This window comes from Stenotrophomonas sp. TWI273 (assembly GCF_039674765.1).
Taxonomy (GTDB): Bacteria; Pseudomonadota; Gammaproteobacteria; order Xanthomonadales; family Xanthomonadaceae; genus Stenotrophomonas.
In genome coordinates this window covers 1-22,711 of sequence record NZ_JBDJOA010000019.1, presented here as the reverse complement: position 1 = coordinate 22,711, position 22,711 = coordinate 1, and the positions used below count along the sequence as shown (strand labels likewise).

Below are 22,711 nucleotides of genomic sequence, written 5' to 3'. Positions count from 1 at the left end.
GCGATGGCGGTGCGATGGCCGCTCAGGGCGGCGGATCACCGCTGGTGTAGGTCACTTCGTAGCCGCGATGCAGGTGCGCGTCGCGCGCCTTCTCGAACGCGGCCAGCGCCAGGTCTTGCTGCAGATGCAGCTCGCGCCGCAGTTGCCCGCGCCCGCCGATCGGGCCAGATTCGAGCAGCAGCTCCCAGCCGCCGAACAGGTCCGGTTGCAGGGTGAGCTGGAGATAGCGGGCCGGATCGGCACCGCGGGCGTGTTGGTGCAGGAAGACGCGCATGCCCCGATTGTAGCCGTGAACGCCGGAGGTGGCCGTCAGCGTCGGGGCAGGTGCGGCGGAAGGTCGCAGGCTCAGCCGGCGGCGAGCACGCGCAGCACGTCGGCCTCGTCGACATCGGCGACCACTTCGGCCCGGCCGATCCCACGCCACAGCACCAGGCGCAGGCGGCCGGCGACGTTCTTCTTGTCCAGCCGCATCCGGGCCAGCAGCGCCTCAGGCTGCAGGCCGGCAGGAATGGCCACCGGCAGTTCGTAGCGCAGCAGCAGCTCGCGCAGCTGGTCGGTGTCGGCGTCCTCGCTCATGCCCAGCCGGGCCGACAGGCGTGCGGCCAGGACCATGCCGACCGCGACGGCTTCGCCGTGGTTGAGGTTGTCGTTGCCCGGTGCGCCGTAGCCCTGTTCGGTTTCGATCGCGTGGCCGAACGTGTGGCCCAGGTTGAGCAGGGCACGCTCGCCTTTTTCCAGCGGATCGCGCGCCACGATCTCGGCCTTGTGCTCGCAGCTGCGCGCGATGGCCTGGGCCAGCGCGGTGTCGTCGCCGGCCAGCAGCGCGGCGTGTTCGGCCTGCAGCCACTGGAAAAACAACGGGTCGCGGATCGCACCGTATTTGATCACCTCGGCCAGGCCGGCACGCAGCTCACGCGGCGGCAGGGTACGCAGGGCGGCGGTATCGGCGATCACGGCGCGCGGCGGGTGGAAGGCACCGACCAGGTTCTTGCCTTCGGGAATGTCCACTGCGGTCTTGCCCCCGACCGAGGAGTCGACCATCGCCAGCAGTGACGTCGGCAACTGCACGCAGTCCACGCCGCGCATCCAGCAGGCGGCTGCGAAGCCGGCCAGGTCGCCAGCGACGCCGCCACCGAGGGCCATCACGCAGGCATCTCGGGTGGCGCCGAGGGCGGCCAGTGCGGTGATCGCATCGCCGAAGTGGGCCAAGGTCTTGGAGGCTTCGCCGGCCGGCAGCACCAGCGCACCGATCAGCAGATCCGGGCGCGCGGCCAGCAGCGCCGACTTCACTCCGGCCAGATACAGTGGGGCGACCGAGGAATCGCTGAGCAGCAGCACATGGCGGCCGCGCACGTGGCGGGCCAGCAGCTCCCCGTGGCCGAGCAGGCCCGGGCCGATGTGGATGGTGTAGGGGGTGTCGCCGCTGACGGCAACGGTACGCGGGGAGGGGGTCATTCGGGTGTTTCCTGTCGCTGCCACTGCGCGGCCAGGCGCAGCACCAGCTGCGCGGTGGCCTCGGCGGGCGTGTAGAGATCGGTATCCAGGGTGAGATCGGCCAGGCCCTGGTAGAGCGGGTCGCGGGCAGCGGCCATGTCGTGCAGGACCTGTTCGCGGTCCGGCCGCTGCAGCAGCGGGCGGCCGCGGTCACGGGCCAGCCGCTCCAGCTGGGCTGGCACGCTGACCCGCAGGTAGACCACGAAACCCCGGCGTGCGATCGCGGCGCGGTTGTCCGGATCCAGCACCGCGCCACCGCCGGTGGAGACCAGTTGGCCGTGGCCGTCCAGCAGGGCGTGCAGGACCTGGCGCTCGTGCTGGCGGAAGCCGGCCTCCCCGGAGTGTTCGAAGATCGCCGGAATGCTGGCGCCGGTGCTGTCCACGATGGCCTGGTCGGCGTCCACGAAGTCCAGCGTGAAGCGCTCGGCCAGCCGGCGCCCGATGCAGGTTTTGCCGGCGCCCATCGGGCCAATCAGGATGAGGTTCGGCGCGGGATTCATTACCCTCGATCCTAACATCTCCGTGCCATCGCCTTTACGTGCCGGCCCCCATGGTGGGCCGGCGCGGACTCTCCCGCGCGCCACCGGAGTGCCCCATGTCCGTCGCCAAAATCATCGAGATCAACGCGTCCTCCAAGACCAGCGTCGAGGACGCGGTACGCAGCGGCCTGAAGAAGGTGGCCGAGACGGTCAAGGGCATCCAGGGCGCCTGGATCAATGAAACCAAGGTCGTCACCGATGGCGAGGGCAACATCACCGAATGGCGGGTGAATCTGCGGGTGACCTTCCTGGTCGGCTGAGTGCTGCGTTTCCGTCGATGCCGCGGTCAGCGCGGCGCGACGATCCGGCGCTGTTCGTCCAGTGCGATCACCGTATCGGCCAGCGCCGGCAACGTACGCAGCGCCTGCCGGCTGACCCGTTCGTAGTACTGCACGAAGCGCTCCAGCTGGGCGCGGCTCATGCTGCTGCGGTCGGGTTGGGCGGCCTGCAGGTTCTGCTCCTGCTGCCAGCGCCAGCGCGGGATCACCGAGAAGTCCGGCGGCTGGAGGAACCACAGCCGGTCGCAACGCTGCCACAGCGCGGGGTAGTCCTGCGCGAGCGCGTGATTGCACCAGCGGCGCCAGCGGCCGTCGGCATCGGCGTCGCGCTCGAGTGCGTTGAGCGGTGGATCCAGGTCGGCCTCGTCCTGTGCCGGCGTGCCCAGGAACCAGCCTTCGAACACCAGCAGGTCGAGCGGGCCGTCGAGGCGCGGCCAGTCCTTTTCGGGCAGGCGCTCGTCGGCCAGTTTGTCGAAACGGGGCAGGGCGACCGGGCCGCCGGCCGCGACCGCGTCCAAGGTGGCATGGGCCAGGGCCAGATCGTGGGTGCCCGGCGGGCCGCGGGTCAGCAGCAGCGGGTGCACCTGCCGCGCCAGACGTTGGCGCTGGGCACGGGTGAGGTACACATCGTCGATGGAGAGCATGGCCGCGCGCAGGCCGCGCGATGCCGCCAATGCGACCACCTGGGCCGCCAGCGTCGATTTGCCGCTCCCCTGCAGGCCGCTGATCGCCAATACTGGAACGGCCGCGCCGCAGTTCAGCGCGTCGTCCAGCGCCTGCGCGACCAGTGCATCCGGAAAACCTTTCGTCGGGGGCATGTACGCAGGTGCAGGCATGCAGCGACAATAAACCCAAACCGCGTGACAAGAAAACTGCCATGACCGATCTGTATGCCGAAGCGTTGTCCACCTTTGCCGGGCTGTTCGAAGAAGCCAAGGCAAGCCGCGAAGTCGAACCGAATGCGATGACGGTGGCCACGGCCGACCCGAACGGCCAGCCCTCCGCGCGGACCGTGTTGCTGAAGGCGTTCGACGAGCGCGGCTTCGTGTTCTATACCCATCTGGACAGCCACAAGGGGCGTGAACTGCAGGCCAATCCACGCGCCGCGCTGCTGTTCCTGTGGCGCAGCCTGCGCGAAGCCGGCATCCAGGTGCGGATCGAAGGCTTGGTGGAGAAGGTCAGCGACGCCGAGGCCGATGCGTACTTCGCTTCGCGCCCGCGCATGAGCCAGATCGGCGCCTGGGCGTCACTGCAATCGAAGACGCTGGCCTCGCGCGAAGCATTCGACGCACGCGTGGCGGCCACCGAGGCCAGCTTCGAGGGCCGCGACGTGCCGCGTCCGGACGGCTGGAGCGGCCTGCGCGTGGTGCCGCAGCGGATCGAGTTCTGGTACGGCGCGCAGTTCCGCCTGCACGAGCGCTGGTGCTATGAGACCGGTATGGACGGGCAGTGGAGCAAGCGGATGTTGTTCCCGTGAATGCCGCCGCGCCGGTCATCCGGCAGGCGACGCGTGTGGACGCCACGGCGTGGGCAAGCCTGCGGCGGGGTCTGTGGCCTGATGCCGATGAGACGCTGGGGGAGCTCCAGGACGCCCTGGCTGACGCCGACGCTGCCGTCTTCCTGGCCTGCGCCGATGCAGCGGTCGGATTTGCCGAGGTGCGGCTCCGGCACGACTACGTCAACGGAACCGAGACCACGCCGGTCGGCTTCCTGGAAGGCTGGTACGTGCAGCCGGACTGGCAGGGACGTGGCCTGGGCCGCGCGCTGCTGGCGGCGGCCAAGGCGTGGACGCGCGCAAAGGGCTGCAGTGAGCTGGCCTCCGACAGCCGGCTTGAAGACGTGACTGCCCAGGCGGCGCACCGGGCCTGTGGATTCGAGGAAACCGAGCGCGTGGTGTATTTCCGGCTGCCGCTGGATCCGGCTGGCTGACGCGCGGTCTGTTCAACCCACCGACCCCTCGCGCAGCCACCGCCACAGCGTTGTCCGCGATACGCCCAGCTGCGCGCACGCCTGCTCGCGGTTGCCGCCGCAGTCGGCCAGCAACCGCCGCAGCGCGGCCGCATCCGGTCGCGCCGTCGAGGCAGCAGTGAGGGCTGCCGGGGTGCCGCCGCCTGGAACCGCCAGTGGCCGCTGCGCCGCGTGCAGTTCCGGCAACCACTGCAGCATCTGCGGCAACGTCAGCGCGCCCGGCTGTTGCTGCCAGTGGATGCGCAGGCGATCGACCATGTTGCGCAGCTCACGCACGTTGCCCGGCCAGGCGTAGTCGCGCAGCCGCGCGAGCGCCTCCGGCGAGAGCGGCGAATCCGTATCCGCGAGCTGCCGGAAGAAGTGGCTCACCAGCAAGGGCACATCCGCGCGCCGGTCGCGCAGCGTCGGCAGCGCGATGCGCAGCGCGGCCAGGCGGTAGTACAGATCGCGGCGGAAGCGTTGTGTGTCCACCAGCGATTCCAGCGTCTGCAGCGTGGCAGCGACCACGCGCACGTCCACCGGCGTCGGCTCGGTAGCGCCCACGCGCAGCACTTCGCGCTCTTCCAGTACCCGCAGCAGCCGGGTCTGCAACGGCAGCGGAAGTTCGCCGATTTCATCGAGGAACAAGGTGCCGCCCTCGGCGGCTTCGACCAGACCGACACGACCGCCACGACGTGCGCCGGTGAAGGCGCCTTCGTTGTAACCGAACAGTTCGGCTTCCAGCAGTGACTCGCTGATCGCCCCGCAGTTCAGCGCGACGAAACGGCCCCGGCGGCCGCTGGCGGTATGCAGTTGCCGCGCCACCAGCTCCTTGCCGGTGCCGGTCGCGCCGGTCACCAGCACGGTGCTGTCGTACGGGGCGTACAGCGCGATGTGCTCGCGCACCTGCTGCATCGGCGCGCTGTCACCGAGCAGGGCGTGGTCGGCATCCCGGCGCTTGGCCGGTGCCCGCCGCCGCAGTGACGATGCCCCGGAACGGGCCAGGGTCTGGGTCAGCTCCAAGGCATGTTCGAAGGCTTGCCGCACCGAATCGGCCGAGTACAGCAGCACCCCGGGCAGGCCGACCTGCTCGGCATGGTCGATCGCCATGCCGGTGCCGACGATCACCTCGATGCCGTTGGCACGTAGATCGGCGATGCAGTCGCGCGCATCCTCACGGGTGACGAAGCGGCGGTGCTCGATGTCCAGCCCGAAGCTGTGCTGGAAGCTGCCGAACGTCGGCACGTCGGTGGCATGCGTGACCAGACCGATCCGCGGGGCGATCCGGCGCGCGCGCGCCAGCGCTTCCATCAGATCGAAGCCATTGGCCTGGATCGGGACCAGCGGCACCTCCAGCCGGCTGCGCAGGTAGGCCGCGTTCGAACCACCGGCGATCACCACATCGCAGTGTTCGCGGCGCAGGCGCTGGCCGATGACATCCACTGCCTCCTCGAAACCAAGGTTGATCGGCACGATGCGGGCGCGGCGGTCGAACTCGGGAATCACATCCCCCAGCAGTCCGGTCAGGCGCGACACGCTGACGGTCCAGATCACCGGCAGTTGGCCGGCATCGGGATCGGACAGGCGGGCGCGGTGGCGGGGCAGGCTGATCGACATGAGGCTGTTTCAATGGTTCAGTTTCAGCCATGTTACAGATGTTTCAGTGTTTCAAGGTGAAACGTCGCAGTCACCTCGCTGCCTCAATGAAATCAAACACTTGTCACCTGGCACGGCCTTTGCGCCTATCAACGGGTCAATCACGATGGAATGTCGCATGAGCACCCCCGTTTCTTCCGCTGGCGCCCGTTTCCGCGCCGCACTGGCCGCCGAATCGCCGTTGCAGGTGATCGGCGCGATCAACGCCAACCACGCGCTGCTGGCCAAGCGCGCCGGATACCGGGCTATCTACCTCTCCGGCGGCGGCGTCGCAGCCGGCTCGCTGGGCCTGCCGGACCTGGGCATCAATACCCTGGAAGACGTGCTGATCGACGTGCGACGTATCACCGATGTGTGCGACCTGCCGCTGATGGTGGATATCGACACCGGTTTCGGTCCGAGCGCGTTCAACATCGCGCGTACGGTCAAGTCGCTGATCAAGGCCGGCGCGGCCGCCTGCCATATCGAAGACCAGGTCGGCGCCAAGCGCTGCGGTCACCGCCCGGGCAAGGAGATCGTGTCGCAGGGCGAGATGGTGGACCGGGTCAAGGCCGCCGCCGATGCCAAGACCGATCCGGACTTCTTCCTGATCGCACGCACCGATGCCATCCAGGTCGATGGCGTGGATGCCGCGATCGAACGCGCCATCGCCTGCGTCGAGGCCGGTGCCGATGGCATCTTCGCCGAGGCCGCCTACGATCTGGATACCTACCGCCGCTTCGTCGATGCGGTGAAGGTGCCGGTGCTGGCCAACATCACCGAGTTCGGCGCCACGCCGCTGTTCAGCCGCGACGAGCTGGCCTCGGCCGGCGTCGCCATCCAGCTGTTCCCGCTGTCCGCGTTCCGCGCTGCCAACAAGGCGGCAGAGAACGTGTATGAGACCATCCGCCGCGAGGGCCACCAGCGTAATGTGGTGGAGGCGATGCAGACCCGCGAGGAACTCTACGACCGTATCGGTTACCACGCCTTCGAGCAGCAGCTCGATGCGTTGTTCGCCGCCAAGAAGTAAGACCGCACACTGTTTTCTGGAGGGATCATGAGCGACACCACTACCGCCCCCGGCTTCAAGCCGAAGAAATCCGTCGCCCTGTCGGGCACCGCCGCCGGCAACACCGCGCTGTGCACCGTCGGCCGCAGCGGCAACGACCTGCATTACCGCGGGTATGACATCGCCGATCTGGCCAACACCAGCGAGTTCGAGGAAATCGCGCATCTGCTGGTCCATGGCAAGCTGCCGACCCGCGCCGAGCTGGTCGCCTACAAGACCAAGCTGAAGTCGCTGCGTGGCATCCCGGCCGCGGTCAAGGCCGCGCTGGAAGAACTGCCGCCGTCGGCGCACCCGATGGACGTGATGCGTACCGGCGTCTCCGTGCTCGGCTGCGTGTCGCCGGAGAAGGACGACCACAACCACCCCGGCGCGCGCGATATCGCCGACAAGCTGATGGCCTGCCTGGGTTCGATGCTGCTGTACTGGTACCACTGGAGCCACAACGGTCGTGCGATCGACGTGGAAACCGATGATGACTCCATCGGTGGCCACTTCCTGCACCTGCTGCACGGCGAGAAGCCGCAGGATTCGTGGGTCAAGGCAATGCATACCTCGCTGATCCTGTACGCCGAGCACGAGTTCAACGCCTCGACCTTCGCCTGCCGCGTCATCGCCGGCACCGGCAGCGACATGTACAGCGCGATCACCGGCGGTATCGGTGCACTGCGCGGTCCCAAGCATGGCGGCGCCAATGAAGTGGCCTTCGAAGTGCAGAAGCGCTACGACAGCCCCGACGATGCCGAGGCCGACATCAAGGCCCGCGTGGAGCGCAAGGAAGTCGTGATCGGTTTCGGCCACCCGGTCTACACCGTCAGCGATCCGCGCAACAGCATCATCAAGGACGTCGCGCGCGATCTGTCCGCCGAGCAGCAGAACGTCAAGATGTACGACATCGCCGAGCGCCTGGAATCGGTGATGTGGGACATCAAGAAGATGTTCCCGAACCTGGACTGGTTCAGCGCGGTCAGCTACCACATGATGGGCGTGCCGACGGCGATGTTCACTCCGTTGTTCGTGATCGCACGCACCTCCGGTTGGAGCGCGCACATCATCGAGCAGCGCATCGACGGCAAGATCATCCGCCCGAGTGCGAACTACACCGGCCCGGAAGACCAGGCCTTCGTGCCGATCGACCAGCGCAAGTAAGACAGACGTACCGCACCCGTTCGCGGGTGCCTTGCGGACCAGGCCGGCGCGATGCCGGTCTGCTCCGTTGCGGCGTCGCTACTCCTTCTTCGCCGGTGTCACGACGCCCCGGCCCGCCAACAAGCAGCTATCGCCAGCCATGAATACTCAGTACCGCAAGAACCTCCCCGGCACCGCGCTGGACTATTTCGATACCCGGGCCGCGGTCGACGCGCTCCAGCCCGGCGCCTATGCCACGCTGCCGTATACCTCGCGCGTTCTGGCCGAAAACCTGGTGCGCCGCTGCGACCCGGCCACCCTGGATGCGTCACTGCGGCAGCTGATCGAGCGCCGCCAGGACCTGGATTTCCCGTGGTTCCCGGCCCGCGTGGTGTGCCATGACATTCTCGGCCAGACCGCCCTGGTCGATCTGGCCGGCCTGCGCGATGCCATCGCCGATGCCGGCGGTGACCCGGCGCAGATCAATCCGGTAGTGCCGACCCAGCTGATCGTGGATCACTCGCTGGCGGTGGAATTCCCCGGCTTCGACAAGGCCGCGTTCGAGAAGAACCGCGCCGTCGAGGACCGCCGCAATGAAGACCGGTTCCACTTCATCAACTGGACCAAGAAGGCGTTCAAGAACGTCGACGTGATTCCGCCGGGCAACGGGATCATGCACCAGATCAATCTGGAGAAGATGTCGCCGGTCGTGCAGGTGCGCGAGGGCGTGGCCTTCCCGGATACCTGCGTCGGCACCGACAGCCATACCCCGCATGTGGACGCGCTGGGGGTTATCGCGATCGGCGTGGGCGGCCTGGAAGCGGAGAGTGTCATGCTCGGCCGTGCGTCCTGGATGCGCCTGCCCGACATCATCGGCGTGGAGCTGACCGGCCGACCGCAGCCGGGCATCACCTGCACCGACGTGGTGCTGGCGCTGACCGAGTTCCTGCGCAAGGAGCGCGTGGTGGGGGCGTGGATCGAGTTCTACGGGGAGGGCGCCAACGCGCTGACCATCGGTGACCGCGCCACCATCTCCAACATGACGCCGGAGTTCGGCGCCACCGCGGCGATGTTCTACATCGACCAGCAGACCCTGGACTACCTGCGCCTGACCGGCCGCGAAGATGCCCAGGTCGCGCTGGTGGAAACCTACGCCAAGGCCACCGGCCTGTGGGCCGACGACCTGGTCACCGCGCAGTACGAGCGCGTGCTGCAGTTCGACCTCTCCACCGTGGTGCGCAACATGGCCGGCCCGTCCAACCCGCACAAGCGTGTGGCGACGACCGACCTGGCTGCGCGCGGCATCGCCGATGAAGGCAAGCTGGCCTCGGGCAGGCAGGAACAGGCCGATGGCCTGATGCCCGATGGCGCGGTGATCATCGCCGCGATCACCAGCTGCACCAACACCAGCAACCCGCGCAACGTGATCTCCGCGGCATTGCTGGCGCGCAACGCCAACCGCGCCGGCCTGACCCGCAAGCCGTGGGTGAAGAGCTCGCTGGCGCCCGGTTCCAAGGCCGTGCAGCTGTATCTGGAAGAAGCCGGCCTGCTGACCGAACTGGAGCAGATGGGCTTTGGCATCGTGGCCTTTGCCTGCACCACCTGCAACGGCATGAGCGGCGCGCTGGACCCGAAGATCCAGCAGGAAGTGATCGATCGCGACCTGTATGCCACCGCCGTGCTCTCGGGCAACCGCAACTTCGACGGCCGCATCCACCCGTACGCCAAGCAGGCCTTCCTGGCCTCGCCGCCGCTGGTGGTGGCCTATGCGATCGCTGGCACGGTGCGCTTCGATATTGAAAAGGATGCGCTCGGCCATGATGCCGACGGCAACGCGATCACGCTGAAGGATCTGTGGCCGAGCGATGCCGAGATCGACGCGGTGGTCAAGGCCTGCGTCAAGCCGGAACAGTTCCGCAAGGTCTACGACCCGATGTTCACCTTCAAGGTGGAGCACGGCGCCCCGATCAGCCCGCTGTACGACTGGCGCCCGCAGAGCACCTACATCCGCCGCCCGCCTTACTGGGAAGGCGCGCTTGCCGGTGCCCGCAGCCTGACCGGCATGCGCCCGCTGGCCGTGCTCGGCGACAACATCACCACCGACCACCTTTCGCCGTCCAACGCGATCATGGCCAGCAGCGCGGCCGGCGAGTACCTGGCGAAGATGGGCCTGCCCGAGGAAGACTTCAATTCCTACGCGACCCACCGCGGTGACCACCTCACCGCGCAGCGCGCGACGTTCGCCAACCCGAAGCTGATCAATGAAATGGCCGTGATCGATGGCCAGGTCACGCAGGGCTCGCTTGCGCGCGTGGAGCCGGAAGGCCAGGTCACCCGCATGTGGGAAGCGATCGAAACCTACATGGGCCGCAAGCAGCCGCTGATCATCATCGCCGGTGCCGATTACGGCCAGGGCAGCTCGCGTGACTGGGCCGCCAAGGGCGTGCGTCTGGCCGGTGTGGAAGCGATCGCCGCCGAAGGCTTCGAGCGCATCCACCGCACCAACCTGATCGGCATGGGCGTGCTGCCGCTGGAGTTCAAGGAAGGCGTCAACCGCAAGACCCTGGGCATCGATGGCACTGAAACCTTCGACGTGCTCGGCGATCGCGTGCCGCGTGCCGAACTCACCCTGGTCATCCATCGTCGCAACGGTGAGCAGCTGCGGGTGCCGGTCACCTGCCGGCTGGATACCGCCGAAGAGGTCTCGATCTACGAGGCCGGTGGCGTGCTGCAGCGGTTCGCCCAGGACTTCCTGGAATCGGCGCAGGCGATGTGACGGTATGCCAGGCCCGCCCGCGAGGTGCGGGCCTGGCGCGTCGCTGGCATGGGGCCATCGGCGCGTAGGTTCCACAATAACCGGGACAGGCGGCGACATGTTTTACACCGTGGCGGGCGCGATCAATACCGCCTTCATCCTGCTGAGCCTGGTGGGTGTGTGGGCCCAACTGCGCAAGGTGTGGCAGCGCCGCGCGAGCGCGACGGCGGGCGCAAGCGCCACCGATATCCTGTCGCTCAACCAGTTCACGGTCAGTTTCCTCGCCTACCTGTCGTTCTTCGTCTACGGCTACAGCATCCAGCCGTTCAACCACTTCATCGTGTGGCCGCGCCTGCTTGCCTCGGTGCTTGTGCTGCTGATCCTGAGAGAGATATGGACGGACCGGCTCAGCCGCACTGCGACCGCCAGCCTTGTCGTGGCGTGCGTGGCGCTGTTGTGCGCACTGCTGGGCCTGGTGTGGGGGCAACGGCACGTGGATGAGGGTCGCGTGCTCGCCTCGGCGATGATCGTGGCCGTTACCGCGCTGCTGGCCCAGGGCTATGCGCACCAGATCCTGCTGATCTGGCGCTCCGGCCGCACGGGCGCGGTGTCGCTGCGGATGAGCCAGCTGATCCTGCTGATGGACATCTCCACCATCGTGTTCGCCTTCGCCATGGGCCTGCGTCTGGGCTGGCCGTTGCTGCTGCTGGCCGTGGTCAGCGGAAGCACCAAGCTGATCATCCTGTGGCTGTTCCGCTGGGAACGTCGTAGTGCGGCGGCCAAATAGTGGAGCGGCGGGATGAACGAGGCGGAGTTGCGATCAATGGGATGCAGGTGCACACTTTTATGGCAAAAATTGCCAAAGAGGTCTGATCATGGCCACGATGAACATCTCGCTCACCGATCCGCTCAAACAGTTTGTCGATGAGGAAGTAAGCCAGGGGGGGTACTCCAGTACGTCCGACTACGTGCGCGACCTGATCCGCCAGCGCCAGCGGCAAAAGGCCGAAGAGCTGCTGCGCCGGTTGATTGCGGAGGGCTTGGCGTCTGGCCCAAGTGCCCCGGTCACCTCGGCAACTTTCGAGCGGATGCGCGGTGACCTGGCAGAGCGGTTGGATCGTGAAGCGGATTGAGTGGCGACCACGCGCGGAACAGGACGTGGCCGACGCTGCGCTCTGGTTCGCGCGTCAGGGAGGGTTGGTGCTGGGCGAACGGTTCATCGCGACGGTGGATGCCACACTGCTGCGGATCGCGGCATGTCCTGGGGCAGGGTCCGCTCGGCACGCTTGGGTCAGCGATGACCTGCCGGTCCCACTGCGATTCGTGATCTTGCCCGTCTTTGATCGCTATCTGGTCTATTACCTTGACCTTCCGGACCGCGTTGACATCCTTCGCGTCTGGGATACCTCGCGCGGGCTCGATGCATTGATGGATCAGACGCCATGACCGTCCTCCGGTGCACGCAGCGCCATTCAAGCGGATGACGCATCCGCTCGTCCCCATCCATCCTGCACGGACATGATTTCATGACCCATCTCCCCCAGCTCCGCATTCCCGCCACCTACCTGCGCGGTGGCACCAGCAAGGGTGTGTTCTTCAAGCTGAGCGACCTGCCTGCCGCCGCGCAGGTGCCGGGCCCGGCCCGCGATGCGCTGCTGATGCGCGTGATCGGCTCGCCCGACCCGTATGCCAAGCACACCGATGGCATGGGCGGCGCGACCTCCAGCACCAGCAAGTGCGTGATCATCTCCGCGCCATCGGTGCCGGAGCACGACGTGGATTATCTGTACGGCCAGGTGGCGATCGAGACGGCATTTGTCGACTGGAGTGGCAACTGCGGCAACCTCAGCACGGCGGTGGGCCCGTTCGCGATCAGCAACGGAATGATCGATCCGGCGCGGATTCCACACAACGGCCTGTGCACCGTGCGGATCTGGCAGGCCAACATCGGCAAGACCATCCTGGCGCACGTGCCGATCGTGGAGGGCCAGGTGCAGGAGGACGGCGATTTCGACCTCGATGGCGTGACCTTCCCGGCCGCGGAGATCCAGCTGGAGTTCCTGGATCCCTCCGATGATGGCGAGGGCGGGGCGATGTTCCCCACCGGTAATCTGGTCGACACGCTCGACGTGCCCGGCGTGGGCAGCTTCCAGGCCACGATGATCACCGCCGGCATTCCCACCATCTTCCTCAACGCGGCTGATCTGGGCTACACCGGCACCGAACTGCAGCCGGCGATCAACGAGGACAAGGCCGCCCTGGCGCGTTTCGAAGCGATCCGCGCGCACGGCGCGGTGCGCATGGGGCTGATCGAGACCATCGAGCAGGCCGCGACCCGTCAGCACACACCGAAGGTCGCCTTCGTCGCCCCGGCGCAGGACTACGTGTCCTCCAGTGGCAAGCAGATCGCCGCGGGCGAGATCGACCTGCACGCGCGCGCGCTGTCCATGGGCAAGCTGCACCACGCGATGATGGGCACCGCCGCAGTCGCCATCGGCACTGCCGCCGCGATCCCGGGCACGCTGGTGAACCTGGCCGCCGGTGGCGGTGAGCGTGAATCGGTGAGCTTCGGTCATCCCTCCGGCACGTTGCGCGTGGGCGCGCAGGCGGCGCTCGTTGACGGTCAGTGGACGGTCACCAAGGCCATCATGAGCCGCAGTGCCCGCGTCTTGATGGACGGTGCGGTAAGGGTGCCTGCCACCACCTTGTAAGTCCCAACAGGAGAATCGCGATGTCCGGTCATGACAGCCACAGCAACCAGCGCCCGCCATGGGACACGGTCCTGACCGACATCGTCGATTACGTCCGCGACTACCCGGTCAGCTCGCCGCTGGCGTACACCACCGCGCGGCACTGCCTGATCGATACGCTGGGCTGCGGGTTGGCGGCGCTATCGTTCCCGGCCTGCAGCAAGCTGCTCGGGCCGCTGGTGCCCGGCATGCAGGTGATCAACGGCGCCCGGGTGCCAGGGACGCGCTTCGAGCTGGATCCGGTGCAGGGCGCCTTCAACATCGGCGCGATGATCCGCTGGCTGGATTTCAACGACACCTGGCTGGCCGCGGAGTGGGGGCATCCCTCCGACAACCTCGGCGGCATCCTGGCTACCGCCGACTGGCTCAGCCGCAATGCCGAGGCGCTGCGCCGGGCGCCACTGACCATGCGCGATGTGCTGGAGGCGATGATCAAGGCGCATGAAATCCAGGGTTGCCTGGCGTTGGAGAATGCGTTCAACCGGGTCGGGCTGGATCATGTGGTGCTGGTCAAGGTCGCCTCCACCGCGGTGGTGTCACACCTGCTTGGTCTGGATCGTGAGCGCATGCTCAATGCGCTGTCGCTGGCGTGGGTGGATGGGCAGTCGCTGCGCACCTACCGGCACGCGCCCAACACCGGCTCGCGCAAGAGCTGGGCGGCCGGTGATGCCACCAGCCGTGCGGTGCGCCTGTCGCTGATGGCCGCGGCCGGTGAGATGGGCTATCCCAGCGCGCTGACCGCGCCGACCTGGGGCTTCTACGATGTCTCCTTCGGCGGGCAGCCGTTCCGCTTCCAGCGGCCGTACGGCAGCTACGTGATGGAGAACGTGCTGTTCAAGATCAGCTATCCGGCCGAGTTCCATGGCCAGACGGCGGTCGAAGCGGCGATGCAGGTGCATGCGCAGATGCGCGCCAGCGGCAAACGCAGCGAAGACATCGCGCAGATCACCCTGCGCACCCAGCAGGCCTGCCTGCGCATCATCGACAAACCCGGCCCGCTGCATAACCCGGCCGACCGCGATCACTGCGTGCAGTACATGGTGGCGATCGGCCTGATCTTCGGCCGGCTGGTTGCCGAGGACTACGAGGACGACGTGGCGGCCGATCCGCGCATCGATCCGCTGCGGGCGACGATCACCTGCGTGGAAGAGCCGCAGTTCACGGCCGACTACCTGGACCCGGACAAGCGCAGCATCGCCAACGCGCTGCACGTGACCTTCGCCGATGGCAGCACGATGGAGGCCGTGGTCGAGTACCCGCTGGGCCACGCCCGGCGCCGGGCCGAGGGCATCCCGCTGCTGGAGGACAAGTTCCGCCGGCACCTGGCCGGGGTGTTCCCGACCGTGCAGCAGCGTCGGATCCTGGAGGCGTCGCTGGACCCGGTCGCGCTGGAAGCGATGCCGGTGCACGAGTACGTGGACCTCTACGTCGCCGGGTAGAGCCGACCGTTGGTCGGCTGCCCTTAGCGATGGCTCTTGGCGGCTGCCCTTGGCGGTGGCCCTGCCGGTCACCCATGACGCCCGGATCGCCCGGGGTCGCCCGCGAACGGACGGGGACGGCCGGTATACTGGCCGCCTTGTTCAAGGAGTGACGTCATGGCTAGCCGCAGTCGGTTCGGGCAGTGGAGCTGGAAGGGAATCGCGGGCCTGGCGCTGGTCGCCGGCCTGGCCATCGGCGTCGGGGGTTGCAAGCGCAACGACAGCGGCCAGCTACCAGCCCCGTCCGGCGCGCCGATCACGGCCAAGGCCGAGGCGGTCACCGAGTTCACCCTGGTCCGGGCCTACCCCGATCAGAAGAGCGACGGCCTGTCGCTGGCGCTGGAGTTCTCGCGCCCGCTGGTCGGCACCCAGGATTTCGATGCACTGGTCCGCTTCGCCGAGAAGGTCGGCACCGAGGACAGCAGCTGGTCGCTGTCCGATGACGGCAAGACCCTGCGCTATCCGTTCGTGGAGGCGGCCAAGGAATATTCGCTGATCGTTTCGCCCGATCTGCTCGCCGCCGATGGCAGCCGGATCGGCAAGGAGCTGCGCCAGAAGGTCTTCACCGGCGAGCTCAAGCCGGTGGCCGGGTTCGCCTCGCAGGGCAGCGTGCTGCCCGCCAAGGACAGCCGCGGCCTGCCGGTGGTCTCGGTCAACGTGCCGGAAGTGGACGTGGAGTTCCTGCGCGTGCGCGAGAAGGAACTGCCGAACTTCTTCAGCCAGTACCAGCGCGGCGGGCGCCGCGGCAGCTGGGAGCTGGACAGCGACTACGGCGACAAGACGCCGATGTCGCAGTTGGCCGAGCCGGTGTACGTCAACCGTTTCGTGATCGGCGGCAAGCAGAACGAGCGCGTGCTCACCTACCTGCCGACCCAGGACATCAAGGAGCTGCAGCAGCCCGGCCTGTATTTCGCGGTGATGAAGCGCAGCGGTTCGTTCGAAGGCGAGTACGACACCGCCTTCTTCACCGTCAGCGACATCGGCCTGCATACGCGTGCCTACAAGGACAAGCTGTTCGTGCACACCGCCTCGCTGCAGAGCGGGGCGTCGCTGAAGAAGATCGAGCTGCGCATCCTCGATGGCAAGGGTGAGGTGGTGCTCAAGGGCGCAACCGACGGCAACGGCAATGCGCTGCTCAATTACACGTTGGATGCCAGCCATGTGCTGATCGCCAGCAGTGGCGGCGATACCTCGATGCTGCCGTTCAACCAGCCCGCGCTGGACCTGAGCGAGTTCGCCGTGGCCGGGCGCGACAACGCCTGGTTCGACGTGTTCACCTGGTCGGGCCGCGACCTGTACCGTCCCGGCGAGACCGTGCGCATTTCCGCACTGCTGCGCGACAACGACGGCAAGCCGGTGAAGCCGCAGCCCGTCTTCCTGCGCCTGAAGCAGCCGGACGGCAAGACCTTCCGCGAGACCCGCCTGACCCCCGGCGAACAGGGTTACTTCAGTTTCGAGCAGCTGATCCCCGCCGAGGCCCCGACCGGGCGCTGGCAGGTGGAGTTCCGCACCAACCCGGCCAGCAAGGAAGCGATCCAGGGTATGACCCTGCGCATCGAGGAGTTCCTGCCCGAGCGCATGAAGCTGGATCTGGACAGCGTGCAGAAGACGCTCAAGCCGGGCGAGCCGCTCAAGCTGCAGGCCGATGCCGCGTATCTGTACGGCGCGCCGGCCGACGGCAACCGCTTCACCGCACGGTTGGCCGTGGCGGCCGAGCAGTCGCCGGTCGAGTCGCTGCCGGGCTACTTCTTCGGCGACCCGACCACCGCGCTGCCGCGCGAGGCGCGTGACGTCATCGATACCGAATTCCCGGCCGACGGCAAACTGCGCCAGGACGTGGAGCTACCGGCGGAGGTCAAGCCGACCGCACCGATCGCCGTGGTGCTCTCCGGGAGCGTGTATGAAACCGGTGGCCGCACCGTGACCCGCACCCTGAAGCGGGTGATGTGGCCGGCCGCCGCGCTGGTCGGTGTGCGCCCGTTGTTTGATCCCAAGGATGGCGCGGATGCCAACAGCAACGCGCGCTTCGAACTGATGCGCGTGGACGCGGCGGGCAAGCCGCAGCCGGCCACGGGCCTGAAGGTCACGCTGGTGCGCGAGCTGCGCGATTACCACTGGACCTTCAACGACAACCGCTGGGATTACGACTTCACCCGCCGCTTCGAGAACAAGGACACCCGCACCGTCGATGCCGGCAGTGCGGCGGTCGGCGTTGACTTCCCGGTGGAGTGGGGCGAGTACCGACTGGACGTGTTCGATCCGGCCACCGGGCTGACCAGCCGCTATCCCTTCAACGCCGGCTGGAGCTGGAACGACGACAACCGCGGCCTGGATGCACGCCCGGACAAGGTCAAGCTGGCGCTGGACAAGACCGGCTACAAGGCCGGCGATACCGTGCGCGTCACCGTGACCCCGCCGCATGCCGGCAAGGGCGTGCTGATGGTCGAGAGCGACAAGATGCTCTACGTCCAGGATATCGACGCCAAGCCGGGCAGCACCTACGACATTCCAGTCACCGCCGAATGGGAACGCCACGACGTCTACATCACCGCGCTGGTGTTCCGTGGCGGCAGTGCCCCGAGCAAGATCACCCCGGCCCGTGCGGTCGGCGTGGTGCATGTGCCGATGGACCGCAAGGCGCGGCAGATCGCGGTCGGCCTGGTGGCACCGAAGCAGATGCGCCCGGAGCAGACGCTGCCGGTCACCGTCAGTGCCCCGCAGCTGGCCGGCAAGGTCGCGCATGTGACGGTCTCGGCGGTGGATGTGGGCATCCTCAACATCACCCGCTTCCCGGTGCCCGATGCCGCTGCGCACTTCTTCGCGCAGCGTCGTCTGGGCGTGGATGCGTATGACATCTACAGCCGCGTGATCGAAAGCTTCGACGGCAGCAGCGGCAAGCTGAAGTTCGGTGGCGACATGGCGCTGGCCGCGATGCCGCAGGCCAAGCGCCCGACCGCGCGCGTCCAGACGGTGGACCTGTTCTCCGGCCCGGTGAAGCTCGATGCCAAGGGCATCGCGCGGATCGCGCTGAAGGTGCCGGATTTCAACGGCACCCTGCGCGTCTCGGCGCTGGTGTACGCCGATGACCAGTACGGCAAGCGCGATGTGGAGACCGTGGTGCGCGCGCCGATCCTGGCCGAAGCCAGCATGCCGCGCGTGATGGCGCCCGGGGATACCAGCACGGTCACCCTGGATGTGCAGAACTTCACCGGCACGCCGGGCGAGTTCAGAGTGCAGGTCGATGGCATTGGGCCGCTGACCCTGGGCGACGCCAGCCGCACGCTCAAGCTCAACGCCGACGCCAAGAGCACGCTGAGCTTCCCGCTGACCGCGCGCGAGGGCTACACGGTAGCCAAGGTCCGCGTGCGCGTGGATGGCAACGGCTTCAAGGTCGATCGCCGCTATGACCTGCCGGTGCGTGCCGCATGGCCGCAGGTGCTGCGCGCACAGACCCGCACGCTGGATCCGCTGGCCGCCGTCACGATGGACGCCGGCCTGGCCGATGGCCTGATGAACGACTCGGTGACCGCACGCATGCTGGTCAGCGCGCTGCCGCCGATTCCGTTCGCCAGTGCCTTGAATGGCGCGCTCAACTATCCGTATGGCTGCGCCGAGCAGACCACCAGCAAGGGCTATGCCGCGCTGATGCTGGATGAAGCGACCTCGGCCATGCTGGGTGCGGACGGGCTGGATGCCAAGACCCGCCGCGAGCGCATGGAAGGTGCCTTCGGCCGCCTGGCCTCGATGCAGGTCGCCAACGGCAACTTCTCGATGTGGGGCGACGACGGCTACATCAATCCGTGGCTGACGCCGTATATCGCCGAGTTCCTGCTCGACGCCAAGGACGCCGGCTTCGCCGTACCGGACAACGTGCTGCAGAAAGCGCTGAACCGCCTGAGTGAAGACCTGCTGTCCGGTGGCAACCAGTTCTACGGCGAGGACCGCCGCGAGAACCTGAAGTTCGCCAACCAGGCGTATTCGGGCTACGTGCTGGCCCGGGTCAACCGCGCGCCGCTGGGTACCCTGCGCGCGCTGTACGACAACGAACGCAGCAAGTCGCTGACCGGCCTGTCGCTGGTGCACCTGGGCATCGCGCTGTCCCTGCAGGGCGATCACAAGCGCGGCGATGCGGCCATTGCCGCCGGCTTCGCCAAGAGCGCGGACGACCGTCCGGCCTACTTCGGCGATTACGGCAGCGCGGTGCGCGATGACGCATTGATGATCGCGCTGCTGCACGAACGCAAGCTGTCCAAGCCGGCCTACGATGCACGCGCGGTCGATCTCGGTCGCGCGCTGGACGCCCGCCGCAACAGTGGCTGGATGTGGCTGAGCACCCAGGAGCAGGTGGCGCTGGCGCGCATGGGCAAGGCGCTGTCGGCCAACCAGACCAAGCTGGTCTCGGGCGAACTGGTGGTGGGGGGCGAGAGCGAGAGCATCTCGGCACGCCGCATGTTCGGCCGCAGCGTCGACTACGCCGCGCTGGCCAAGGGCGTGCGCTTCACCCCGCAGGGGGAGCCGCCGATGTTCGCCAGCCTGGAAGTGGCCGGCATTCCGCGCAACCCGCCGGAGCCGGACAGCCGCACGCTCGGCGTGGAGCGCAGCTGGTACACCACTGATGGCAAGCCGTGGACGCCGCGTCCGCTGAAGGAAGGCGAGGCCCTGATCGTGCGGGTCAGCGTCACCCCGAACGTGGACATGCCCGATGCGCTGCTGACCGATCTGCTCCCGGCCGGGCTGGAGATCGAGAACTTCAACCTGGGCGATGCCAAGCAGTGGGCCGATGTGGTGGTCGACGGGTTGAGCGTCAACGACCGCGGCGATGCGGCCAACATCAAGCACGAGGAGTTCCGCGATGACCGCTATGTGGCCGCGCTGAAACTCTCGCGGGGCAGCACTGCCAAGGTGTTCTATCTGGTGCGTGCGGTCACGCCGGGCACCTACCGCGTGCCGCCGCCGCTGGTGGAGGACATGTACCGTCCCGACCTGCGCGGGGTGGGGCGCAGCCTCCCGGCCTCGCTGACCGTGGTGCAGCCCTGATCGCAGGGCGGGCCGTCGCGATGACGGCCCGCCTGCTGAATGGACATGATGTCTCTTTTTTCCAAACGGTCGTGGGCATCCGTGCGACGCAACGTGCTGCCCTGCCTGCGCTGGGGAACGGCGGCGCTGCTCACACTGCTGCTGGTGCTGGACCTCGCGTTCCCGCCGCCGCTGCCCAGGCAACGCGACACCAGTACCCTGGTCGTTGCGCGCGATGGCACGCCGCTGCGTGCGTTCGCCGATGCGGACGGGGTGTGGCGCTACCCGGCCTCCGCCGACAGCGTCTCGCCGCTGTATCTGCAGGCGCTGCTGAACTACGAAGATCGCTGGTTCTGGCGGCATCCCGGCATCAACCCGTGGGGCCTGCTGCGCGCGGGCAAGCAATGGCTGTTCGAGCAGCGGATCGTCTCCGGTGGTTCAACGCTGACCATGCAGGTTGCGCGAATCCTCGATCCGCATACGCGCACGCCGTGGGGCAAAGCCAAGCAGCTGCTGCGCGCGGTGCAGCTGGAACTGCACCTGAGCAAGGCGCAGATCCTGGCGCTGTATCTGGAACGTGCACCCTATGGGGGCACCATCGAAGGCGTGGAGGCGGCGAGCTGGGCCTATCTGGGCAAGCCGGCCTCGCAGTTGTCGCATGCCGAGGCGGCGTTGCTGGCGGTGCTGCCGCAGTCGCCCAGCCGGTTGCGTCCGGACCGCCATCCGGAGGCGGCACAGCGGGCGCGTGACAAGGTGCTCGAACGCATGGTGTCACTCGGTGTGTGGTCACGCGAGGAGGTCGACGATGCGCGCATCGAGCCGGTGGTCACCCGCGCCCTGCAGCCCCCGCTGCATGCGGCGTTGTTGGCGCAGCGCCTGCGCTCGGCGCAGCCGCGGGCGGCGCGGATCGAGAGCACGCTGGATATCGGCCTGCAGCGCACGCTGGAAGAGCGTGTGTCGTCCTACTTTTCACAGCTGCCCGAGCGCACCTCGGCGGCGTTGCTGGTGGTGGACAACCGCACACTGGAGGCACGTGCCTACGTCGGTTCGGTGGCGTTCGGCGACAAACAGCGGCTCGGCCATGTGGACATGGTGCAGGCGTGGCGCTCACCGGGCTCAACGCTGAAACCGTTCCTGTACGGCATGGCGCTGGATGATGGCCTGATCCATTCGGAAAGCCTGATGGTGGATGCGCCGCAGAGCTTCGGCGGGTATCGGCCGGGCAACTTCGATGCGGCCTTCAACGGGCCGGTCAGTGCCGCCACGGCGCTGCGGTTGTCACTCAACGTGCCGGCGGTGGACCTGCTGGATCGCGTCGGCTCGGCGCGCTTCGCGGCACGCCTGTCGCATGCGGGCATCAATCTGCGCTTTCCGCACGGCAGTGCGCCCAATCTCTCGCTGATTCTCGGCGGCACCGGCGCGCGGCTGGAGGATCTGGTCGGCACCTTCGCCGCGTTCAACCGCAACGGTATCGCCGGGCGGGTGCGTTATACCGCCGGGGATGCGGTGATCGAGCGCCGCCTGATGTCCCCCGGCGCGGCGTGGATCACCCGCGAGGTGCTCGAGTCCAATCCCCGCCCGGGCTACGGCACCGGCACCTTCGATGTCACCGGCCGCCCACGTGTGGCCTGGAAGACCGGCACCAGCTACGGCTACCGCGATGCCTGGGCGATCGGCACGACGCGCCATTACACGGTAGGTGTGTGGGTGGGGCGCCCGGATGGCACGCCGCTGCCCGGGCAGTACGGCGCGGTGACCGCGTTGCCGCTGATGTTCGAGGTGGTCGACAGTCTGCCGCGCCAGGCCGGCGATGCCCGTGCGGCGCCGATGCCGGCGAGCGTGGCGCAGGCCGATATCTGCTGGCCGACCGGTGGTCTGGCCGAGCAGATGGCGCCCGCGCTGTGCCAGCGGCGGATGCCGGCGTTCGTGCTCGATGGGGCGGTGCCGCCGACCTTCGCCGAGCGCGAGGCGCGGCTGTGGCAGCCGGGTCTGCAGCGGTTCCAGGTGGATGCGCGCACGGGGCTGCGGCTGTCGCCGGAGTGCAGCCGACCGCATGCGGCGGAGTCGCGTGAGATCGCGCGCTGGCCGGCGCTGTTGTCGCCGTGGTTGCCGCAGGCGCAGCGTCAGGCCTCGCAGTTGCCTGCGTTGTCCCCGGACTGCAGCGACGATGGTCGAGAGAGTGGTGGGACGCTGCATATCGAGGGGCTCAACGACCGCGCCACCCTCGCACGCGCGCCGAATGCCGAGCGCGGCGTTCGCCTGCAACTGCGTGCACTGGGCAATGAAACGACCGTGGACTGGCTGCTGGATGACCGCTGGATCGCCCGCACTGAAGGCGCGCGGCTGTTCCAGCGCGATTTCGACGAGGTGGGTGAGCACACGCTGACCGCGCTGGCCGCCGATGGTGCGTGGACGCAGGTGCGGTTCCGGATCCTGCGCTGACGTTGCGCTCCGCAGATTCTGGTGGTGCCGGCCGCTGGCCGGCATCACCCCATCAACGGTAGTGCCGGCCGCTGGCCGGCATCACACCATGAACGGTAGTGCCGGCCGCTGGCCGGCATCACCCCATGAACGGTAGTGCCGGCCGCTGGCCGGCACTGCACGCCGTTCGGATGCTGCAGGAGC

At 67.8% G+C, this 22,711-nt stretch carries 18 protein-coding genes; 13 read left to right on the top strand and 5 right to left on the bottom strand.

The window, feature by feature from the left end:
• Window positions 1–22: 22 nt before the first annotated feature.
• From ABE571_RS16740 to ABE571_RS16730, 3 genes are all read right to left on the bottom strand, one after another.
• Entirely contained in the window at window positions 23–274 is a 252-nt protein-coding gene (locus ABE571_RS16740) for a WGR domain-containing protein (protein ID WP_313210956.1), read from the bottom strand.
• 71 nt (window positions 275–345) lie between these two features.
• The gene (gene aroB, locus ABE571_RS16735) at window positions 346–1,455 is read right to left on the bottom strand and encodes a 3-dehydroquinate synthase (protein ID WP_313219137.1); all 1,110 of its coding nucleotides are present in this window, start codon (window positions 1,453–1,455) and stop codon (window positions 346–348) included.
• Window positions 1,452–1,994, bottom strand: coding sequence for a shikimate kinase (locus ABE571_RS16730; RefSeq protein WP_313210952.1), 543 nt, complete (start codon window positions 1,992–1,994; stop codon window positions 1,452–1,454). Before ABE571_RS16730 ends, aroB begins: the two co-directional genes overlap by 4 nt.
• A gap of 95 nt (window positions 1,995–2,089) precedes the next feature.
• Between ABE571_RS16730 and ABE571_RS16725 the strand changes: the two genes are divergently transcribed.
• A complete protein-coding gene (locus tag ABE571_RS16725; RefSeq protein ID WP_123730473.1) occupies window positions 2,090–2,293 on the top strand; it encodes a dodecin family protein in 204 nt (67 codons plus the stop codon).
• A gap of 26 nt (window positions 2,294–2,319) precedes the next feature.
• On the opposite strand, the gene ABE571_RS16720 is transcribed toward ABE571_RS16725, so the two are convergent.
• Window positions 2,320–3,147 carry a kinase gene (locus ABE571_RS16720; protein WP_313210949.1) on the bottom strand — a complete coding sequence of 276 codons (828 nt, stop codon included), beginning with the start codon at window positions 3,145–3,147 and terminating at the stop codon, window positions 2,320–2,322.
• 41 nt (window positions 3,148–3,188) lie between these two features.
• Between ABE571_RS16720 and pdxH the strand changes: the two genes are divergently transcribed.
• Together pdxH and aac(6') are read left to right on the top strand one after the other, a co-directional pair.
• Window positions 3,189–3,788 carry a pyridoxamine 5'-phosphate oxidase gene (gene pdxH / locus ABE571_RS16715; protein ID WP_346494212.1) on the top strand — a complete coding sequence of 200 codons (600 nt, stop codon included), beginning with the start codon at window positions 3,189–3,191 and terminating at the stop codon, window positions 3,786–3,788.
• Window positions 3,785–4,240: an aminoglycoside 6'-N-acetyltransferase gene (aac(6'), locus tag ABE571_RS16710; protein WP_346494210.1), complete on the top strand. Its 456-nt coding sequence runs from the start codon at window positions 3,785–3,787 to the stop codon at window positions 4,238–4,240. Before pdxH ends, aac(6') begins: the two co-directional genes overlap by 4 nt.
• Window positions 4,241–4,252: 12 nt before the next feature.
• Here aac(6') and prpR read toward each other — a convergent pair whose 3' ends face one another.
• On the bottom strand, window positions 4,253–5,875 hold the full coding sequence (prpR, locus tag ABE571_RS16705) for a propionate catabolism operon regulatory protein PrpR (RefSeq protein ID WP_346481433.1): 1,623 nt from the start codon (window positions 5,873–5,875) through the stop codon (window positions 4,253–4,255).
• A 157-nt stretch (window positions 5,876–6,032) separates the two neighbouring features.
• Between prpR and prpB the strand changes: the two genes are divergently transcribed.
• The 10 genes from prpB (at window position 6,033) to pbpC (ending at window position 22,528) form a co-directional block, all read left to right on the top strand.
• On the top strand, window positions 6,033–6,923 hold the full coding sequence (gene prpB / locus ABE571_RS16700) for a methylisocitrate lyase (RefSeq protein ID WP_070425708.1): 891 nt from the start codon (window positions 6,033–6,035) through the stop codon (window positions 6,921–6,923).
• 27 nt (window positions 6,924–6,950) lie between these two features.
• Window positions 6,951–8,108 carry a 2-methylcitrate synthase gene (gene prpC / locus ABE571_RS16695; protein ID WP_088432970.1) on the top strand — a complete coding sequence of 386 codons (1,158 nt, stop codon included), beginning with the start codon at window positions 6,951–6,953 and terminating at the stop codon, window positions 8,106–8,108.
• A 139-nt stretch (window positions 8,109–8,247) separates the two neighbouring features.
• On the top strand, window positions 8,248–10,863 hold the full coding sequence (gene acnD, locus ABE571_RS16690) for a Fe/S-dependent 2-methylisocitrate dehydratase AcnD (protein WP_346481434.1): 2,616 nt from the start codon (window positions 8,248–8,250) through the stop codon (window positions 10,861–10,863).
• 97 nt (window positions 10,864–10,960) lie between these two features.
• Window positions 10,961–11,629, top strand: coding sequence for a hypothetical protein (locus ABE571_RS16685; RefSeq protein ID WP_346494208.1), 669 nt, complete (start codon window positions 10,961–10,963; stop codon window positions 11,627–11,629).
• Between the two features lie 88 nt (window positions 11,630–11,717).
• On the top strand, window positions 11,718–11,975 hold the full coding sequence (locus ABE571_RS16680) for a type II toxin-antitoxin system ParD family antitoxin (protein WP_346482894.1): 258 nt from the start codon (window positions 11,718–11,720) through the stop codon (window positions 11,973–11,975).
• Between the two features lie 25 nt (window positions 11,976–12,000).
• Window positions 12,001–12,288 carry a type II toxin-antitoxin system RelE/ParE family toxin gene (locus ABE571_RS16675; protein WP_346482893.1) on the top strand — a complete coding sequence of 96 codons (288 nt, stop codon included), beginning with the start codon at window positions 12,001–12,003 and terminating at the stop codon, window positions 12,286–12,288.
• A gap of 80 nt (window positions 12,289–12,368) precedes the next feature.
• Window positions 12,369–13,553 carry a 2-methylaconitate cis-trans isomerase PrpF gene (gene prpF, locus ABE571_RS16670; RefSeq protein WP_313219130.1) on the top strand — a complete coding sequence of 395 codons (1,185 nt, stop codon included), beginning with the start codon at window positions 12,369–12,371 and terminating at the stop codon, window positions 13,551–13,553.
• A gap of 20 nt (window positions 13,554–13,573) precedes the next feature.
• Window positions 13,574–15,031, top strand: a complete 1,458-nt coding sequence (locus tag ABE571_RS16665; protein ID WP_313219129.1) for a bifunctional 2-methylcitrate dehydratase/aconitate hydratase — start codon at window positions 13,574–13,576, stop codon at window positions 15,029–15,031.
• A gap of 156 nt (window positions 15,032–15,187) precedes the next feature.
• Window positions 15,188–20,107: an alpha-2-macroglobulin gene (locus tag ABE571_RS16660; protein WP_346494206.1), complete on the top strand. Its 4,920-nt coding sequence runs from the start codon at window positions 15,188–15,190 to the stop codon at window positions 20,105–20,107.
• A gap of 45 nt (window positions 20,108–20,152) precedes the next feature.
• Entirely contained in the window at window positions 20,153–22,528 is a 2,376-nt protein-coding gene (gene pbpC, locus ABE571_RS16655) for a penicillin-binding protein 1C (RefSeq protein WP_313210926.1), read from the top strand.
• The last annotated feature ends 183 nt before the right edge of the window (window positions 22,529–22,711 follow it).

Bases quoted from the DNA above. Each gene is read 5' to 3' on its own strand.
- pbpC (WP_313210926.1), top strand. From the start codon at position 20,153: ATGATGTCTCTTTTTTCCAAACGGTCGTGGGCATCCGTGCGACGCAAC.
- pdxH (WP_346494212.1), top strand. From the start codon at position 3,189: ATGACCGATCTGTATGCCGAAGCGTTGTCCACCTTTGCCGGGCTGTTC.
- aroB (WP_313219137.1), bottom strand. From the start codon at position 1,455: ATGACCCCCTCCCCGCGTACCGTTGCCGTCAGCGGCGACACCCCCTAC.
- acnD (WP_346481434.1), top strand. From the start codon at position 8,248: ATGAATACTCAGTACCGCAAGAACCTCCCCGGCACCGCGCTGGACTAT.
- ABE571_RS16740 (WP_313210956.1), bottom strand. From the start codon at position 274: ATGCGCGTCTTCCTGCACCAACACGCCCGCGGTGCCGATCCGGCCCGC.
- ABE571_RS16730 (WP_313210952.1), bottom strand. From the start codon at position 1,994: ATGAATCCCGCGCCGAACCTCATCCTGATTGGCCCGATGGGCGCCGGC.
- ABE571_RS16720 (WP_313210949.1), bottom strand. From the start codon at position 3,147: ATGCCTGCACCTGCGTACATGCCCCCGACGAAAGGTTTTCCGGATGCA.
- prpC (WP_088432970.1), top strand. From the start codon at position 6,951: ATGAGCGACACCACTACCGCCCCCGGCTTCAAGCCGAAGAAATCCGTC.
- ABE571_RS16665 (WP_313219129.1), top strand. From the start codon at position 13,574: ATGTCCGGTCATGACAGCCACAGCAACCAGCGCCCGCCATGGGACACG.
- ABE571_RS16660 (WP_346494206.1), top strand. From the start codon at position 15,188: ATGGCTAGCCGCAGTCGGTTCGGGCAGTGGAGCTGGAAGGGAATCGCG.
- prpB (WP_070425708.1), top strand. From the start codon at position 6,033: ATGAGCACCCCCGTTTCTTCCGCTGGCGCCCGTTTCCGCGCCGCACTG.
- prpR (WP_346481433.1), bottom strand. From the start codon at position 5,875: ATGTCGATCAGCCTGCCCCGCCACCGCGCCCGCCTGTCCGATCCCGAT.
- ABE571_RS16685 (WP_346494208.1), top strand. From the start codon at position 10,961: ATGTTTTACACCGTGGCGGGCGCGATCAATACCGCCTTCATCCTGCTG.
- prpF (WP_313219130.1), top strand. From the start codon at position 12,369: ATGACCCATCTCCCCCAGCTCCGCATTCCCGCCACCTACCTGCGCGGT.
- ABE571_RS16725 (WP_123730473.1), top strand. From the start codon at position 2,090: ATGTCCGTCGCCAAAATCATCGAGATCAACGCGTCCTCCAAGACCAGC.
- ABE571_RS16680 (WP_346482894.1), top strand. From the start codon at position 11,718: ATGGCCACGATGAACATCTCGCTCACCGATCCGCTCAAACAGTTTGTC.